A 16825-nucleotide genomic window follows, 5' to 3' on the forward strand; every position below is an offset into this window, starting at 1 on the left:
TTCAGGACCTCGCTCGGGGCAACTCCACTAAGTTACTCCCATGTTTCATCCGTGTCAAATCGGTGTTTCGTTCCGATCCGACCCGGTGAGGGAGTCCCACTTTCCTCGTCAAGGGCCTGGACGCATGACTGCATCCTCGGCTCTCGCCTGGTTCGTGGTGTGTTGCACGGGCTTCTCTCGCGGGGCCTTCTTCAGTCCTCCGCCGAGCGCTTCCGTCGTTGGCAACGGGTAATAACTTAAGGGGCGATCGCACCCCGAGTCAAATCGCCGTGAATCCCGGGCGTGTCGCGGTATCTACCCAGGTAGATGCCGGATAGGCCGGAGGCCGGCCGCCCCTCTCAGGCGACCGGCCTCACGATTCCCACAGACTTCTTCCCGCGCCTCACGACGACCCATCCCCCTGCGAGCACATGGCCTGCTCCCAGCGCGAGGTCCGGGTCGTCGACCCTCACGTTGTTGACGTAGGCGCCGCCGTCCTCGATCGCGCGTCGTGCGGCCTTGCGGGAGTCGACGATGCCCGCGGACACGAGCGCGTCCACGACCGTCGCGCCCGGATCGAGATCGACGCCTCCGAGCTCCTTCGCACAGCCGTCGAGGGTCGCGCCATCGAGCGCGCCGAGCTCGCCGCGGCCGAAGAGCGCCTGGGACGCGTCGACCGCGCCCTGGGCTGCGGCCTCCCCATGCACCAGCCGGGTGACCTCCCACGCGAGCGTGCGCTGCGCCTCGCGACGGAACGGCTCCTCGGCGACCTTGACCTCGAGGGCCTCGATCTCCGCACGCTCGAGGAAGGTGAACACCTTCAGGTAGCCGATGACGTCGGCATCGGCCTGGTTGAGCCAGAACTGGTAGAACGCGTACGGGCTGGTCATCTCGGGGTCGAGCCACACCGTGCCGGACTCGGTCTTGCCGAACTTGGTGCCGTCCGCCTTGGTGATGAGCGGAGTCGAGAGCGCATGGACCGAGGTGCCCTCCGCCTTGCGGGTGAGCTCGGTGCCCGACGTGAGGTTGCCCCACTGGTCCGAGCCGCCGGTCTGCAGCGTGCAGCCGTAGCGTCGGTAGAGCTCGAGAAAGTCCATCCCCTGCAGGACCTGGTAGCTGAACTCGGTGTACGAGATGCCCTCGTCCGAGTTCAGCCGGCGCGCGACGGTGTCCTTCGAGATCATCGTCCCCAGGCGGAAGTACTTGCCGACGTCGCGCAGGAGCTCGATCGCCGACATGTCCTTGGTCCACTCGTAGTTGTTGACCATGCGGGCGGCGTTCTCGCCCGTGAAGGACATGAACGGCTCGATCTGCCCGCGGATGCGCTCGACCCACTGATGGACGATCTCCACCGGGTTGAGCGTGCGCTCCCCCGCCATCTTCGGATCGCCGATCAGGCCCGTGGCGCCGCCGACCAGCATCAGCGGCTTGTGGCCGGCGAGCTGGAAGCGCCGCACGGTCAGGATCTGGACCAGGTTGCCGATGTGCAGGCTCGGTGCCGTGGGGTCGAAGCCGCAGTAGAGCGTGATCGGGCCCGCATCGAGGGCCTCCCGCAGCTCGTCCTCACCGGTGGTCTGGGAGATGAGCCCGCGCCATGTGAGCTCGTCGAGGATGTGGTCAGTCATGATGGAGGCCATTGTGCCAGGCATCGATGGGCCCCGATGCGGGGTGCGCGGCCGCGACGATGCGCGTCAGGAGTCGCGTGCGAGAAGGTAGCGGCCGTCGCGGGAGAAGCCTGTCACCCGCCATCCGTCTGCAAGCGCCGCGGTGAGCGTCTCCCTCAGCGCCACGCGCCACGCGAGGCGCAGCTCGGGATCCTCCTCACGGATGCGCTCGATGTGCCTCGGCACCGCGATCGCCGCCTCCGGCACGTCCGGCGGCGCGGTGCGGACCTGCGGTCGACCGTCGGCGTCCGCGGCGAGGAGCAGCGGCAGCTCCTCGCCCGAGACCGCGACCGGTCCGCGTGCACGGGTGAGGTCCCAGGCGACGAGCACGCGGTCGCGGCCGAGCTCCGGACGGGTGCCCCCGCGGGTCTCGCCGTAGAAGTCGACGACGTACCTCTCCAGGGTCACGCCCAACCGTCCGAAGTTGAACCATGCGTTGCCGGCGACGAGCGGGTCGAATGTCCAGCGGATGGTCTCGATCCCACGCTCGAGGCACCATGCGCGCTGGTGGAGCTTGATCGCCGCGCCGACGCCGTGGCCGGCGAGCTCGGGGAGGACGCCTGTGACGTGGGAGTGGAGCCCGACGTCGCCGGGCGACACGATCCCCACGCACACGCCCACCAGGTCCGCGCCCACGAAGGCCCCGGCGACGTAGTGCCCGGTGTGGTGCAGCGCGACCAGCACCGGCAGCCCCACGGGGGGCACCCCCCAGAGGCCGGCGAGCAGCGCGGCGGCGGTGCCGCACTCCTCGAGCGTGAGCGGTCGGACCGCGACGCCCGCGGCCGTGGCCGCGTCCCTCGCCTGCGCGATCGCGCCCTCGACGTCGCTCATGCCGTCCTCCTGATCGGGCAGTCGGCATCGTGCCGCGCCCAGGTGTGCCCCCATTCTGGCGCACTCGCGACGTCAGCCCCTCACGCGGAGGTGTCGAGCACCAGGTCCGCCGCATCGCGCACGCCGGAGGCATCGAGGTGCGCACCCTCCACCTCCTGCCATCGTTCCCACTCGTGGCGCATCGCCTCGCCGTCGCGGGCGATGCCGCGCGCCAGGCGCAGCTCGCGCGGAGCGTCCACCAGGACCACGCACGAGGCGTGCCGGCGCGCGGCACGGGAGGCGACGCCGACCCCCTCGATCACCAGATACGGCCGGGGCGGCACGGCGATCGCGTGGCTGCGGGACGATGCGGTCCAGTCCCACATGCGGAAGGACCCCGTCCGGCCCGCGGAGAGGGGGGCGAGCACCTGGTCGACCAGCACGTCGTCCAGGGTCGAGAGGCCGCCCCACCCCTCATACATGTCGTCGCCGTGCAGGGTCTGAACCACGGCATCGTCCGGCACCGGGCGGGAGGGGTCCCAGGTGCCTGCTCCGGCCGACGCCCGCCCGCCCAGCGCGACGGCGATCTCGCCCGCGAGCGTGGTCTTCCCGGCACCCGCCGGACCGTCGATCAGCACGAGCGTGGTGGCGCCGAGCCGCGGTCCGCGGGCGCGGGCGATCGCGATCGCCCGATCCGCCGTCGTGTCCGCCACCCGACGAGGATACGGTGGGCGTATGCACCCCTCGAGCGCCAAGATCCTCGACCTCCTCACCGCGGCCGGACTGCACTCCCGGGTGCGGACGTTGGCCGACTCGGCTCGCACCGCCGCCGAGGCGGCCGCGGCGCTCGACTGCGAGGTCGGGGCGATCGCCTCCAGCCTCGTGTTCCTCGCCGACGGCGAGCCGATCCTGGTGCTCACCAGCGGCTCCCACCGTGTGGACACCGACCTGCTCGCCCGCCAGATCGGGGCGCGAGCGATCACGCGCGCCGATGCCGCCCGCGTCCGCGAGGCGACGGGTCAGCCGATCGGCGGCGTCGCTCCCGTCGGGCACCCCGCGCCCGTCACGACGTACATCGACGTCGAGCTCAAGAAGCACGGCGAGCTGTGGGCGGCCGCCGGCACCCCGCACTCGGTGTTCGAGATCGCCTACGACGACCTGCGCCGCATCGCGAACGCCACCGAGGTGACGGTCGAGGAGCACGCGTAGCCGCCTCGTCCCACCCGCCCAGGACACTGCGCACGGAGCTGGTCCCGGGTGGTCGGCGTGTCAGGACCCGAACGTGGGGACACGCCGGTGAACCCGGGACGGGTTCGGTGCGGGCTGTCCGCGCGGGCGAGGGCCGGGGCGGCTACGACGCCGAGCCCGCCCAGGGACGGAAGTGACGCACGCGCGCGCGTGCCGCCTTGCCCTGCTCGACGACCTGGGAGGGCGCCGTCCCCCCGGCGCCGGTGCGCGCCGCCAGCGACCCCTCGACCGTGAGCACCTCGAGCACGCCGGGCGTGAGGTCGGGGTGGATCGCGGCCATCTCCGCCTCGGTGAGCTCGTGGAGCTCCTTGCCGCGCTTCTCGCACAGACGGACGCACGCGCCCGCGACCTCGTGCGCCTCGCGGAACGGGGTGCCGTTCCGCACCATCCACTCGGCGACGTCGGTCGCGAGCGAGAAGCCCGCGGGCGCGAGCTCCGCGAGCCGCTCGGTCCGGAACACCAGCGTGCGGATCATCCCGGTGAAGGCGGGCAGGATGACCTCGAGCGTGTCGACCGCGTCGAACACGGGCTCGTGGACCTCCTGGATGTCGCGGTTGTAGGCGAGCGGCAGACCCTTGAGCGTCGTGAGCAGCCCGGTCAGGTCCCCCACGAGGCGCCCGGCCTTCCCGCGCGCCAGCTCAGCGATGTCGGGGTTCTTCTTCTGCGGCATGATGCTCGACCCCGTCGAGTACGAGTCGTCGAGCGCCACGAAGCCGAACTCGACCGTGGCCCACGCGATGATCTCCTCGGAGATCCGGGACAGGTCGACCCCGACCATGGCCGCCACCCACGAGAACTCCGCGACCACGTCGCGCGACGCGGTCGCGTCGATCGAGTTCTCGCACGGGCCGACGAAGCCCAGCTCGTTCGCCACCGCCGCGGGATCGAGGCCCAGCGTGCTGCCGGCGAGCGCACCGGCGCCGTAGGGCGAGAACGCCGCGCGGGCGTCCCAGTCGGTGAGACGCTCGACGTCGCGCAGCAGCGGCCAGACGTGGGCCATGAGCGCGTGGCCGACGGTCACGGGCTGGGCGTGCTGGAAGTGGGTGCGCCCCGGCATGGGCGCGTCGATGTGCCGGTCGGCCTGGCCGAGGAGGGCATCGGCGAGGTCGAGCAGCTCCGAGGCGATCAGCCGCGCGTGGCGGCGCAGGTACATGCGCGGCAGCGTCGCGATCTGGTCGTTGCGGGAGCGCCCGGCGCGGAGCTTGCCGCCGAGGTCCGTCCCGACCCGCTCGATGAGGATCCGCTCGAGGGCGCCGTGGACGTCCTCGTCCGACTCGGCGGGCAGCAGCGTGCCCGCGGCGACGTCCGCGCGCATCGTCTGCAGCGCCGCGACCATGTCGGCGGACTCGGCCTCGGTGAGCAGCCCCGCCCGCTCGAGAGCGTGCGCGTGGGCGATCGAGCCCAGGAGGTCGTCGTCGGCGTACCGCCAGTCGAAATGCGTCGACTTGGACAGGCGCGCGAGCGCGGCGTCGGGCCCGCCCTCGAAGCGGCCTCCCCACAGCGCGCCCTCGTTGGTCCCCTGCTCGCCAGCCATGGTGCTCTCCCTCGTCACTACCTCGTGGAACAGCGCTCGGGCCGCGCATCGCGCGGCCCGAGCGGATACGTGATCGACCCTACGCCAGCCGCGACTCGCGGGCCGCGGCCTGCTTGGCGGCGAGACCGTAGATCTCGATGAAGCCGCGCGCGGCCGACTGGTCGAACGTGTCGCCCTCGTCGTAGGTGGCGAGGTTGAAGTCGTACAGCCCGGTGTCCGAGCGTCGACCCGTCACGACGGCCTTGCCGCCGTGCAGCACCATCCGGATCTCGCCGTTGACGTGCTCCTGCGTCTCCTCGATGAACGCGTCGAGGGCGCCCTTGAGGGGGGCGTTCCACATGCCGTCGTAGACCAGCTCGGTCCACTCGTGGCTCACGCGGCGCTTGTAGCGGGCGAGCTCGCGCTCGATGGTGACGTTCTCCATCTCCTTGTGGGCCTCGATCAGCGCGATCGCGCCGGGGGCCTCGTAGATCTCGCGGCTCTTGATGCCCACCAGGCGGTCCTCGACGATGTCGATGCGGCCGATGCCCTGCGCGCCGGCGCGGCGGTTCATCTCCTCGATCGCCTGGAGCGGGGTGACGGCCTGGCCGTCGATCTTGACCGGGACGCCCTTCGCGAACTCGATCACGACCTCGTCCGGCACCGGCGGGAAGGCCGGGTCGTCCGTGTAGTCGTAGATGTCCTTGGTGGGCGCGTTCCAGATGTCCTCGAGGAAGCCGGTCTCGACGGCGCGGCCCCACACGTTCTGGTCGATCGAGAAGGGGTTCTTCTTGGTGGTCGCGATCGGGAGGTTGTTGCGCTCGGCGTAGTCGATCGCCTTGTCGCGGGTCAGCGCGAGGTCGCGGACCGGCGCGATGCACTTGAGGTCCGGCGCCATGGAGACGATGCCGACCTCGAAGCGGACCTGGTCGTTGCCCTTGCCGGTGCAGCCGTGGGCCATGGTCGAGGCGCCGAACTGGCGGGCGGCCTTGACGATGTGCTTGACGATGACGGGGCGGGACAGGGCCGAGACCAGCGGGTACTTGTCGTGGTACAGCGCGTTCGCCTTGAGGGCGGGCATGCAGTACTCCTCGGCGAACTCGTCGCGGGCGTCCGCGACGTACGCCTCGACGGCGCCGCAGTCGAGCGCGCGCTGGCGGATGACCTCGAGGTCCTCGCCGCCCTGGCCGACGTCGACGGCCACCGCGATCACCTCGGCGCCGGTCGCCTCCGCGATCCAGCCGATGGCGACAGAGGTGTCCAGGCCTCCGGAGTAGGCCAGCACGATCCGCTCAGACATGTGTATTCCTTCTTGCTTGTGGGGGGGTCTTCAGCTGTGGTGACCGCTCGCGCGGTCGAGGAACCTCTGGGCGAGCGCGAGCCCGCCTGCCGGGTCCCGGGAGAGCACGAACAGGGTGTCGTCGCCCGCGACGGTGCCGACCACCTCGGGGTCATCATGCCCGTCGATGGCGGTCGCGAGGAACTGCGCCGCTCCCGCGGGGGTGCGGAGCACGGCGATCGCTCCCGATCCGTCCGCGGAGTGGAGCAGCTCGGCGCAGAGCCGCGTGAGGCGTGCGCCGGTGTCCTCGGACGCCTCGAGCGAGGCCTGGGTGGTGTAGACCAGCTGGCCGGAGGCCGCTCGGATCTTCACCGCGCCGATGTCGAGCAGGTCGCGCGACAGCGTCGCCTGGGTGACGTGGATCCCCTCCGCGTCGAGGCGCACCGCGAGCTCCGCCTGCGAGCGGATCTCGGCGCCCTCGATCAGGCGCGCGATCAGCGCCTGCCGGGCGGTCTTGGTCGGGGGGATCGTGGCGGCCATCAGCGCCTCGCGAGCCAGGCGAGCAGCGCCTTCTGGGCGTGGAGGCGGTACTCGGCCTCGAGCCACACGATCGACTGGGGGCCGTCGATCACGTCGGCGGACACCTCCTTGCCACGGTAGGCCGGCAGGCAGTGGATCACCTGCGCGCCAGGAGCCGCGATCTCGAGCGAGCGGGCGTTCACCTGGTAGCCCGAGAACACCGTCTCGCGCGCCTCGTACTCGCCCTCGTCGCCCATCGAGACCCACGTGTCGGTGGCGATCACGTCGGCGCCGGCCACCGCATCGTCGTGGTCCGTCGTGACGGTGATCGAGCCGCCCTGCTCCGCGGCGATCCGCTTCGCGTCCAGCACGATGCGCTCGTCGGGCAGGTAGTCGGCGGGGGCGCCGACCCGGACGTGCATGCCCGCGAGCGCCCCTCCGAGCAGGTACGAGTGCGCCATGTTGTTGGCGCCGTCGCCCACGTACGCGAGGCTGAGCCCGGCGAGAGCGTCCACTCCTCCGCGCGCATCCGCGACGGCCGCCAGGTCCGCGAGGATCTGGCACGGGTGGAACGAGTCGGTGAGCGCGTTCACCACCGGCACCGACGAGTGCGCCGCCATCTCCTCGATGAGGTCCTGGCCGAACGTGCGCCACACGATCGCGCTCACCATGCGCTCGAGCACGCGAGCCGTGTCGCCGACGGGCTCGCCCCGACCCAGCTGGGACGTGGCGGAGTCGATGACGAGCGGGTAGCCGCCCAGCTCGGCGATGCCGGCCGAGAACGACACGCGGGTGCGCGTCGAGGGCTTGTCGAAGATGACCGCGACGGCCTGCGGACCCGCGAAGGGCTGCTCGAGGAAACGGTCCCGGCGGAACGCCAGCGCCAGCTCCAGGATCTCCCGCTGCTCGGCGGCGGTGATGTCGTCGTCGCGCAGGAAGTGGCGCGTCATGCGGATCCCTCCGTGATCAGGCGTGCGCCGTGCTCGGCCATCCACGCGATGAACAGGTCCGCCTCGGGCCGCGTCAGGGTGAGCGCGGGCACCAGCCGGATCGTGTCCGGCGACGGCGGGTTGACGATGAAGCCGGCCTCGACCGCGGCGGCCGCGATCGTGGCGGCGGCGGGGTGGGCGAGGCCGATGCCGAGCATCAGGCCCTCGCCACGCACCTCGACGACCCCGTCGATCGCCTCGAGCGACGTCCTGAGGTGCTCCCCGACTGCCTTCGCGTTGGCGAGCAGGTCCTCGGACTCGATCACGTCGAGCGTGGCGAGCGCGGCCGCCGCCGCGAGGGCGTTGCCACCGAAGGTGGTGCCGTGGTCACCCTTGGTGAGCAAGGCCCCGGCCGTCTCGCCGAACGCGACGACCGCGCCGATCGGGAAGCCTCCGCCGAGGCCCTTCGCGAGGGTCATGACGTCGGGCCGGATGCCGCCCAGCTGGTGTGCGAACCACGCTCCGGTGCGTGCCACCCCGGTCTGGATCTCATCCATGATGAGCAGCGCGTGGTGGCGCAGCGTGAGCTCGCGGGCCGCGGCGATGAACGCGTGCGGCACCGGCCGGACGCCGGCCTCGCCCTGGATGGGCTCGAGGATGATCGCCGCGAGGTCGTCCGCCGCCTCGGCGACGGCGGCCCGCAGCGCGGCCTCGTCGGTCGGCTCGACGAAGATCACGCGCTCGAGCAGCGGGGCGAAGGGCGCGCGGATCGCCTCCTTCGCGGTCATCGACAGCGCACCCATGGACCGGCCGTGGAAGCCGTGCTCCAGCGCGATGATGGTGCCCTTGCCGGTGCGCCGGGCCATCTTGAAGGCGGCCTCGTTGGCCTCGGTCCCCGAGTTCGCGAAGAACACGCGGGAGCCGGGGGGCGCCTGTGCCAGGTCGAGCAACCGCTCCGCGAGCCGGATCTGCGGCTCGGTCGCGAAGAAGTTCGACGCCTGGGCGAGGGTGGCCGCCTGGTGCGCGATCGCCGCGACCCAGGCGGGGTGCGCGTGACCGAGCGCGTTGACGGCGATGCCGCCGAGGAGGTCGAGGTAGCGGTTGCCGTCGGCGTCCCACACCCACGAGCCCTCGCCGCGGGCGAGCACGCGCATCGGCACGCCGTACGTGCCCATGAGCGAGTGCGTGTAGCGCTGCAGGTCGACGGCGCCGCGCGTGAGGCCCGCCTCGCCGTGGGCGCCGGGCTGGAGGTCGCTCATACCCAGATCTCCTTGTCCGGCAGCACCATGGTGCCCGAGCCCGCGGAGGTGAAGATCTCCGCGAGGATCGAGTGCGCCTCGCGCCCGTCGATGACGTGCGCCTGCGGGACGCCGCCGCGGACGGCGCGCAGGCACGCCTCCATCTTGGGGCGCATGCCCGACTCGAGCTCCGGGAGCATCTCCTCGAGGCTCCGCGCCGGGATCTCCGAGATGAGCGAGCCCTTGTCCGGCCAGTTCGCGTACAGACCCTCGACGTCCGTCAGCACGATCAGCTTGCGCGCGCGCAACGCGATCGCGACGGCCGCGGCCGCGGTGTCGGCGTTGACGTTGAGCACCTGCGTCGGGTCGTCGATGTCGGGGGCGACGGTGCTCACCACGGGGATGCGGCCGGCCTCGATGATGTCCTGGACCGCCCCGGGGTTGACCTTCACCACGTCGCCGACCAGGCCGACGTCGACGGGCTCGCCGTCGACGAGCGCGTGCCGGCGCTTGGCCTGCAGCATGCCCGCGTCCTCGCCGGACAGCCCGACGGCGTACGGGCCGTGGTCGTTGATGAGCCCCACGAGCTCGCGCGAGACCTGGCCGGTGAGGACCATGCGGACCACGTCCATCGCCTCGGGGGTGGTCACGCGGAGGCCGCCGCGGAACTCGGACTCGATGCCGAGCTTGCCGAGCATGCCGGAGATCTGCGGGCCCCCGCCGTGCACGACCACGGGGTGCAGGCCGAGCAGGCGCAGGTGGACGATGTCCTGGGCGAAGGCACGCTTGAGGCCCTCGTCGATCATGGCGTTGCCGCCGTACTTCACCACGACGATCGCGTCGCGGAACTGCTCGATCCACGGCATGGCGTCGATGAGGACGCCCACCTTCTGGCGGGTGGTGAGCTCGGGGGCGGTGAGATCGGTCATGAGGAGTACGCGCTGTTCTCGTGGACGTAGTCGTGGGTGAGGTCGTTGGTCCAGACCGTCGCCGAGGCGTCGCCGGCGTTGAGGTCGAGGGTGATCAGCACCTCGCGGCCCGACAGGTCGACGAGCGACCGGTCCTCGCCGACGCCGGAGGCGCGGCACACCTGGACGCCGTTGACGGTCACGTCGAGGTTCGCGGCATCGAACGGCGCGACCTCCTCCGGCACCGTCCCGGCTGCGGAGATGATGCGCCCCCAGTTCGGATCGTTGCCGAAGATGGCGGCCTTGAAGAGGTTCGACCGGGTGATGGCCCGCGCGACGGCCTCGGCGGCCGCCTCCGTGGTCGCTCCCGCCACGGTCACGGCGACGTCGTGGCTCGCGCCCTCGGCGTCGGCCACCAGCCCTCGCGCGAGGGTCGCGCACACCTCGGTCAGGGCCTCCTCGAGCTCCCCGGGGGCGGGGACGATGCCGGTGGCACCGCTCGCGAGCAGGATCACCGTGTCGTTGGTCGACATGCAGCCGTCGGAGTCGACGCGGTCGAACGTGACGCGCGTCGCGGCGCGCAGCGCCGCGTCCGCGCGCTCGGCGCTCACGGAGGCGTCCGTGGTGATGACGCACAGCATGGTCGCGAGCCCAGGCGCGAGCATCCCCGCACCCTTCGCCATGCCCCCGACGACCCAGCCGTCGCGCGCCGCGACGGCCGTCTTCGGCACCGTGTCGGTGGTCATGATGGCGAGCGCCGCATCGTCCCCGCCCTCGGCGCTGAGCGACGCCGCCGCGTCGTCCACGCCGGCCAGCAGCGCATCCATGGGCAGGCGCACGCCGATCAGCCCGGTCGAGCAGACCGCGACGTCGCCGGGAGACACGTCGGAGCCCCGGGCCTGCAGGACCGTCGCGACGTGCTCGGCGGTGCGATGCGTGTCGAGGAAACCGTCCGGGCCGGTCGCAGCGTTGGCGCCACCCGAGTTGAGGACCACCGCGTCGACGCGGGAGTCGACCAGCACCTGGCGCGACCACGTCACGGGGGCGGCCACGACGCGGTTGGAGGTGAAGACCCCGGCGGCGACCCGTTCGGGGCCGGTGTTGACCACGAGCGCGACGTCGCGCGCTCCGGTCGACTTGAGCCCGGCGGCGACGCCGGACGCGACGAATCCCTGCGCTGCGGTGACGCTCATGGCGCGACCCCGATCGTGCTCAGGCCCAGGGTCTCCTCCAGACCGAGGGCGACGTTCATGGACTGGAGGGCCGCGCCGGCGGTGCCCTTGACCAGGTTGTCGATGGCGCACACGACCACGACGCGGCCCGCCTTGCCGTCGACGGCCACCTGCATCAGCGCGGTGTTGGCACCGAGCGTCGCGGCGGTCGTGGGCCACTGCCCCTCCGGCAGCAGGTGGACGAACGGCTCATCGGCATAGGCGGCCTCCCACGCGTCGCGCACGGCCTCGACGTTGACGCCGGGCGCGAGCGGCGCGGTGACCGTCGCGAGGATCCCGCGGGCCATCGGCACCAGCGTGGGGGTGAAGCTGATCCTCACCTCGCCTGCGCCGGCGGACTCGAGGTTCTGGATGATCTCCGGGATGTGGCGGTGCGAGCCACCGACCGCGTACGGCACCGCCGCACCGAGGGCCTCGGAGGCGAGCAGGTGCGGCGCGAGCTTCTTCCCCGCGCCGGAGTAGCCGTTGGCGAGCACCGCGACGATGTCGCCGGGCTCCACCACGCCGGCGGCGACGCCCGGCTGGAGGGCGAGCGTGACCGCCGTCACGTTGCACCCGGGCACGGCGACGCGGCGAGCGCCGGGCAGCGCCTCCCGCTGGTGCCCGGTGGCTGTGATGAGCTCGGGCATGCCGTAGGGCCACGTGCCGGCGTGCTCGCCGCCGTAGTAGGAGGCCCAGGCCTGGGCGCTGGCGAGCCGATGATCGGCGCCGCAGTCGAGCACCAGGGTCTCGGCCGGCAGCTGCGCGGCGATCTCGCCGGAGGCGCCGTGCGGCAGCGCGAGGACCACCACATCGTGACCGGCGAGGTTCTCAGCGGTCGTGTCGACCAGCACGCGGTCGGCGAGATGGCGCAGATGGGGCTGGTGCGCACCCAGCGTGTCGCCTACGCTCGAGTGTGCGGTCAGGGCGCCGAACTCGACCTCGGGATGGGCCGAGAACACGCGCAGGACCTCGCCTCCGACATAGCCGGAGGCACCGGACACCGCGACCTTGATGCTCATGTGCATGACTATACATGCCAATGCATACTGTCGCGAGGCACCCCGTACGATGCACTCTGTGAGAGCGATCCAGGTGACACGGCATGGCGGCCCCGAGGTGCTGCAGCCCGCCGTGATCGACCGTCCTGAGGTCTCCCCCGGTCATGTGCTGGTGCGCGTCGAGGCCGCCGGCGTCAACTTCATCGACACCTATCAGCGGTCGGGTCTGTACCCGACGCCGACCCCGTTCGTGCCGGGGAAGGAGGGCGCGGGAGAGATCGTCGCGGTCGGAGAGGGCGTCGAGCACCTGGTCGAGGGCGAGGGCATCGCCTGGGCCTTCACCCAGGGCTCCTACGCCGAGTACGTCTCCGTGCCCGTCTCCGACGCGTACGCCGTTCCCGAGGACGTCGAGCTGGACATGGCCGCGGCGGTGATGATGCAGGGGCTCACGGCCCACTACCTGGCGACCTCCTCGTACGCGATCATGCCGGGCGACACGGTGCTGGTGCACGCGGCCGCCGGCGGGGTCGGGCTGCTGCTGACCCAGCTCGCGGTCGCGCGCGGCGCGACGGTCATCGGCACCGTCGGCTCCGAGGACAAGGCGCGCATCGCGCGGCAGGCCGGCGTGACCCACGCGGTCCGCTACGACCAGTTCGAGGACATGGCGACGGACCTCCCGGCGGCGGTCCGAGGGATCGCGCCCGAGGGCGTGGCCGCGGTGTACGACGGCGTCGGCCGAGCCACGTTCGACGGCTCGCTCGCCTGCGTCGCCCGCCGCGGCCACCTCGTGCTGTTCGGCGCCGCATCGGGCCCCGTCGCCCCGGTCGACCCCCAGCGCCTCAACGCCGCGGGCTCCGTGTACCTCAGCCGCCCGACCATGAAGGACTTCCTCACGACCCCCGAGGAGCGGGAGCAGCGCGCGAGCGACATCCTCAACGGCATCCTGCTCGGTGACCTCACGGTCCGCATCGATCGCGGCCTGAGCCTCGAGGAGGCCGCCGAGGCGCACCGGGCCCTCGAGGCACGCGAGACCACGGGCAAGGTGCTCCTGCACCCCTGACGGCCGCGGACGCGCCAACCGTAACCTTCCGGCAGGCCGATCGACACACGACCGTGACAATGTCCAGGCAGAATATGCCCATGCAGCATCTTCGCCTCCGCGTGATGCGCGACTCCGACCTCCCCGCGGTGACCGCGCTGAACGCCGCCGCCTCGCCTGCCCTCAACCTGCTGTCCGAGGACGAGATGCGGGAGCTGACCACCATGTGCGACGTCCGCCTGGTCGCGACGGGCGCGAGGCGCGAGGTGGTCGCGTTCCTCCTCAGCCTCGGCATGGGGCAGGCGTACGCGTCGGAGAACTACCGCTGGTTCGAGGAGCGAGGCGTCCGCCACCAGTACATCGACCGGATCGTGGTGTCGCCCACCGCCAAGGGCACCGGCGTCGGTCGCGCCTTGTACGAGTCCGTGTTCGAACGGGCCCGGGAACGCGGCGCGGCCGAGGTCACCACCGAGGTGTTCCTCGATCCCCCGAACCCCGGCTCGGTGGCGTTCCACGAGCACCTGGGATTCCGCCACCTGGGAGAGCAGCGGATCCGCGAGGGAAGCGTGCTGGTCGCGCTGCTCGCGCGCACCGTCTTCTGAGGTCGCTCAGGACCCCTGGGCCGCCAGCTGGTCCGCGCGCTGGGCGCGCGAGTCCACCAGCTGGCGCAGGGCGAAGGCGAGCACCCGCTCCTCGACGGCGAACCGGCGGGCGGTGAGCACGATCATGGCGCGGACCTCGTCGGTCTCGAGCGCGTCGCCGTCGGGACCGAGCAGGCTCCGGACGTACGCGACCACGTCGGCACCCGGGCGCAGCGGCGCGTGCACCATGAAGGCGATGGACTCCCAGGTGCCCGGGCCGAGACCGCGGACCGCGAGGAGCAGGTTCGCGACGGACGCCTCGCGCTCGCGGACGGCCTCCTGGAGCTCCTTGGCGTGGCGGATGCCCGTGCCCACGAGCAGCCGGGCCGCCTCGTGGATCACCTCGGCGCGGCGGCGCGGCACACCGAGGACGGTGGTGTCGCCCCAGCGCTCTCCGATCAGGTGCTGGATGCCGGCCGTGTCGGCATCGACGAGCCCCGTCAGGTCGTCGAGCAGCTTGCCTGGGCTGCGCCGCATGACGGTGTCCGCGATCTCCGCGACGGAGGCAGCAGGCACCTGCGACGCGAACACTCCAGTGATCAGCGCGAGCTCGCACTGGGCGGGATACCCCCAGGGGGCGGCGTCACGCCACGACCCCGGCAGGACCTCCCCCAGCGCCGCCCTCAGATTCGGCACAAGGTCCTCGACCATGGCCTCACGCTACCCCCAGCGCCGTTCCTCCACCACCCCCGGTTCGGCCACGATCCGGTCACGGACGCGCGGGGGTCTCCGCGCACCATAGTCTCGGAGCATGCGGATCCTCATCGTCGGCGGCACCGGGCTCATCTCGTCGGCACTGGCGCGCGCCGCCGGCACATCAGGCCACGAGCTCCATCTGGTCACGCGCGGGACGTCGGCGACCGCGCCCCCACCGCCGGGCGCGCACAGCATCCACGTGGACGCCACCGACGCGGTGTCGCTGCGCAACGCCCTGCACGGGATGCGGCTCCGCGGCGAACGCTTCGACGCGGTGGTGCAGTTCATCGCGTTCGACCCCGCGCACGTGGCGGCCGACGTCGAGACCTTCGCCCCGCTGACGGACCAGTACGTGCTGATCGCCACGTCGGCGGCGTACAAGACCTTCGACCACCTGCATCCCCTCACCGAGGACACCGAGCAGGAGAACCTGTTCTGGGAGTACGCGCGGCTCAAGATGGAGGCCGAGGCCGTGCTCCGCGAGCACGCGGCGGCAGCGGGCCTCGGATGGACGATCGTGCGGCCCGCGCACACCTACGGCCCCTCCAAGATCCCGGCTTTCACCGCCAACTCCCGGCACCCCTGGACGCTCGTGGACCGCATGCGTCGCGGCGCCGACATCATCGTCCCCGGCGACGGCACCTCGCTGTGGACGCTCACCCACGCGACCGATGTCGCGACCGGCATCCTCGGGCTGCTCGGCAACGCGGCGGCCCTGGGCGAGGCCGTGCACATCACGTCGGACGAGGCGCTGACCTGGAGCGGCATCTACGCGGCGATCGCGCGCGCCGCCGGGCTCTCGCCGGACCGGCTCGCGCGGCAGACCGTCCACGTGCCATCGGAGGCGCTGATGGCCGCGATGCCGTGGGAGGAGGGGTCGATCCGCGGCGACAAGATGCACCCCGCGGTGTACGACACCGCGAAGCTGCGCCGCCTGGTCCCCGGCTGGGAGGCGCGAGTCCCGTTCGCCCGCGGCGTCGCGGAGTCGATCGCATGGTTCGAGGCGGACCCGGCCCGACAGACCGTCGACGCGGCCGCGAACGAGACTCTCGACGCTCTCGCCGCGATCTACCGCGACGCGCTCGCGCGGGCGCACCACCTGTCGGCCATGCGCGGCCACGAGGGATGAGCGACCAGGAACCCCGCGGTCGGGACCCGGAGGTCGCGTTCCCGCTCGCGATCGTGTCGACCGCGCTCGGCGTGGTGGGGCTCACCGTCCCGGTGCTGGCCTGGGTCGCGACGGCTCTGGCGGTCACGTCCTACGTCCTCAACACTCCGCACGCTCCGACCCGCACGCTGGCGATCATCGGCGCGGCCTTCGGGCTGGTGGGCATCGCGATCCCGTTCGTGGGCTGAGCCGAGCGGGCGCGCCTGGGGCGCATCGTCACGCGACGATGCGACAATTCCGGCGACGGCACCGCACCTGGCGGGCCCGACGCAGCAGGGGGTTCCTCATGACGCGCACCGGCCGCACCCACCGGGGTCTGACGCTCGTCTCGGCCGCCGTGATCCTCGTCGTGGCGGGCTGCACGGGCTCGGGAGGCGCGGCGAGCCCGACATCGAGCGCTCCTCCCGCCACCGAGGCGCCGATGCCGACATCGTCCGCGAGCCCCGCCCCGACGCCCGGCGGGGAGACCCCCGCACCCGCCGCCTCGTCCAGCTCCACCGCCGATGCCGGTGACGACGAGTTCTGCACCCTCATGATCGACGCGATGACGGCGCACCGGACCGCCGCCGAGGAGGTCCAGGCCGGGCTGCGGCTGCTGCTCGACAAGGACGCGGTGGCCGCCGACGACACCGCGGGGGTCAACGCCGCCGGCGAGGTGATCGTGACCTACGGCACCCGCTCCGCCGCGCTCTACGCCGAGGGCGCCGCCGTGGTGGGCGACGCCGGCGCGGCGGCCGACCTCGAGGCCATGGTGACCTTCGAGGAGCTCTTCACGGAGCCGGTGGGCCAGGCGCTGGCCGGCCTCGACTCGCTCGACGGCGCGGCCGCGGAGATCGCTGCCGTCACGGCGGACGAGGCGGTCCAGGAGGCCATGACGGCGGCCGCCGAGGCCTCGCCGGACCTGGCCCTCTACATCGCCGACCGCTGCGGCATCGAGGTCGCGGAATCCGACCTGGCGCCGGCAGGCGGCCTCGGCTGAGCC

18 protein-coding genes are annotated in these 16825 nt (G+C 72.2%); 6 read left to right on the forward strand and 12 right to left on the reverse strand.

The window, feature by feature from the left end:
• Positions 1–338 precede the first annotated feature (338 nt).
• From tyrS to QQX10_RS03310, 3 genes are all read right to left on the reverse strand, one after another.
• Complete coding sequence (gene tyrS / locus QQX10_RS03300; protein WP_301118259.1) at positions 339–1604, reverse strand: tyrosine--tRNA ligase; 1266 nt, start codon at positions 1602–1604, stop codon at positions 339–341.
• Positions 1605–1670: 66 nt separating this feature from the next.
• The gene (locus tag QQX10_RS03305; RefSeq protein ID WP_301118260.1) at positions 1671–2474 is read right to left on the reverse strand and encodes a hypothetical protein; all 804 of its coding nucleotides are present in this window, start codon (positions 2472–2474) and stop codon (positions 1671–1673) included.
• Positions 2475–2554: 80 nt separating this feature from the next.
• The gene (locus tag QQX10_RS03310) at positions 2555–3166 is read right to left on the reverse strand and encodes a uridine kinase family protein (RefSeq protein WP_301118261.1); all 612 of its coding nucleotides are present in this window, start codon (positions 3164–3166) and stop codon (positions 2555–2557) included.
• Positions 3167–3188: 22 nt separating this feature from the next.
• Here QQX10_RS03310 and QQX10_RS03315 point away from each other — a divergent pair, with 22 nt between their 5' ends.
• Complete coding sequence (locus tag QQX10_RS03315; protein ID WP_301118262.1) at positions 3189–3662, forward strand: YbaK/EbsC family protein; 474 nt, start codon at positions 3189–3191, stop codon at positions 3660–3662.
• Between the two features lie 142 nt (positions 3663–3804).
• Here the strand turns inward: QQX10_RS03315 and argH are convergent, their stop codons facing one another.
• The 8 genes from argH to argC form a co-directional block, all read right to left on the reverse strand.
• Positions 3805–5235, reverse strand: coding sequence for an argininosuccinate lyase (argH, locus tag QQX10_RS03320; protein WP_301118263.1), 1431 nt, complete (start codon positions 5233–5235; stop codon positions 3805–3807).
• Positions 5236–5314: 79 nt separating this feature from the next.
• Complete coding sequence (locus tag QQX10_RS03325) at positions 5315–6514, reverse strand: argininosuccinate synthase (protein WP_301118264.1); 1200 nt, start codon at positions 6512–6514, stop codon at positions 5315–5317.
• Between the two features lie 30 nt (positions 6515–6544).
• A complete protein-coding gene (gene argR, locus QQX10_RS03330) occupies positions 6545–7033 on the reverse strand; it encodes an arginine repressor (RefSeq protein ID WP_301118265.1) in 489 nt (162 codons plus the stop codon).
• Positions 7033–7962, reverse strand: coding sequence for an ornithine carbamoyltransferase (gene argF, locus QQX10_RS03335; RefSeq protein WP_301118266.1), 930 nt, complete (start codon positions 7960–7962; stop codon positions 7033–7035). The genes argR and argF overlap by 1 nt, the downstream gene beginning before the upstream one ends.
• On the reverse strand, positions 7959–9200 hold the full coding sequence (locus tag QQX10_RS03340) for an acetylornithine transaminase (RefSeq protein WP_301118267.1): 1242 nt from the start codon (positions 9198–9200) through the stop codon (positions 7959–7961). The genes argF and QQX10_RS03340 overlap by 4 nt, the downstream gene beginning before the upstream one ends.
• Positions 9197–10108, reverse strand: a complete 912-nt coding sequence (gene argB / locus QQX10_RS03345; protein WP_301118268.1) for an acetylglutamate kinase — start codon at positions 10106–10108, stop codon at positions 9197–9199. The genes QQX10_RS03340 and argB overlap by 4 nt, the downstream gene beginning before the upstream one ends.
• Positions 10105–11280 carry a bifunctional glutamate N-acetyltransferase/amino-acid acetyltransferase ArgJ gene (gene argJ, locus QQX10_RS03350; RefSeq protein ID WP_301118269.1) on the reverse strand — a complete coding sequence of 392 codons (1176 nt, stop codon included), beginning with the start codon at positions 11278–11280 and terminating at the stop codon, positions 10105–10107. Before argJ ends, argB begins: the two co-directional genes overlap by 4 nt.
• Positions 11277–12326: an N-acetyl-gamma-glutamyl-phosphate reductase gene (argC, locus tag QQX10_RS03355; protein ID WP_301118270.1), complete on the reverse strand. Its 1050-nt coding sequence runs from the start codon at positions 12324–12326 to the stop codon at positions 11277–11279. Before argC ends, argJ begins: the two co-directional genes overlap by 4 nt.
• Before the next feature lie 43 nt (positions 12327–12369).
• On the opposite strand from argC, the gene QQX10_RS03360 reads away from it, so the two are divergent.
• Both QQX10_RS03360 and QQX10_RS03365 read left to right on the forward strand, forming a co-directional pair.
• Entirely contained in the window at positions 12370–13359 is a 990-nt protein-coding gene (locus QQX10_RS03360) for a quinone oxidoreductase family protein (RefSeq protein ID WP_367281254.1), read from the forward strand.
• Between the two features lie 80 nt (positions 13360–13439).
• On the forward strand, positions 13440–13940 hold the full coding sequence (locus tag QQX10_RS03365; RefSeq protein WP_301118272.1) for a GNAT family N-acetyltransferase: 501 nt from the start codon (positions 13440–13442) through the stop codon (positions 13938–13940).
• 6 nt (positions 13941–13946) lie between these two features.
• Here the strand turns inward: QQX10_RS03365 and QQX10_RS03370 are convergent, their stop codons facing one another.
• Positions 13947–14630, reverse strand: coding sequence for a DUF8548 family protein (locus QQX10_RS03370; protein WP_301118273.1), 684 nt, complete (start codon positions 14628–14630; stop codon positions 13947–13949).
• A 100-nt stretch (positions 14631–14730) separates the two neighbouring features.
• Here QQX10_RS03370 and QQX10_RS03375 point away from each other — a divergent pair, with 100 nt between their 5' ends.
• The 3 genes from QQX10_RS03375 (at position 14731) to QQX10_RS03385 (ending at position 16822) form a co-directional block, all read left to right on the forward strand.
• Positions 14731–15804 carry an NAD-dependent epimerase/dehydratase family protein gene (locus QQX10_RS03375; protein ID WP_301118274.1) on the forward strand — a complete coding sequence of 358 codons (1074 nt, stop codon included), beginning with the start codon at positions 14731–14733 and terminating at the stop codon, positions 15802–15804.
• The gene (locus QQX10_RS03380) at positions 15801–16031 is read left to right on the forward strand and encodes a hypothetical protein (protein WP_301118275.1); all 231 of its coding nucleotides are present in this window, start codon (positions 15801–15803) and stop codon (positions 16029–16031) included. The genes QQX10_RS03375 and QQX10_RS03380 overlap by 4 nt, the downstream gene beginning before the upstream one ends.
• Positions 16032–16129: 98 nt before the next feature.
• Entirely contained in the window at positions 16130–16822 is a 693-nt protein-coding gene (locus QQX10_RS03385) for a hypothetical protein (RefSeq protein ID WP_301118276.1), read from the forward strand.
• The last annotated feature ends 3 nt before the right edge of the window (positions 16823–16825 follow it).

The sequence above is a fragment of the Demequina lignilytica genome, from assembly GCF_030418305.1.
Classification (GTDB): domain Bacteria; phylum Actinomycetota; class Actinomycetes; order Actinomycetales; family Demequinaceae; genus Demequina; species Demequina lignilytica.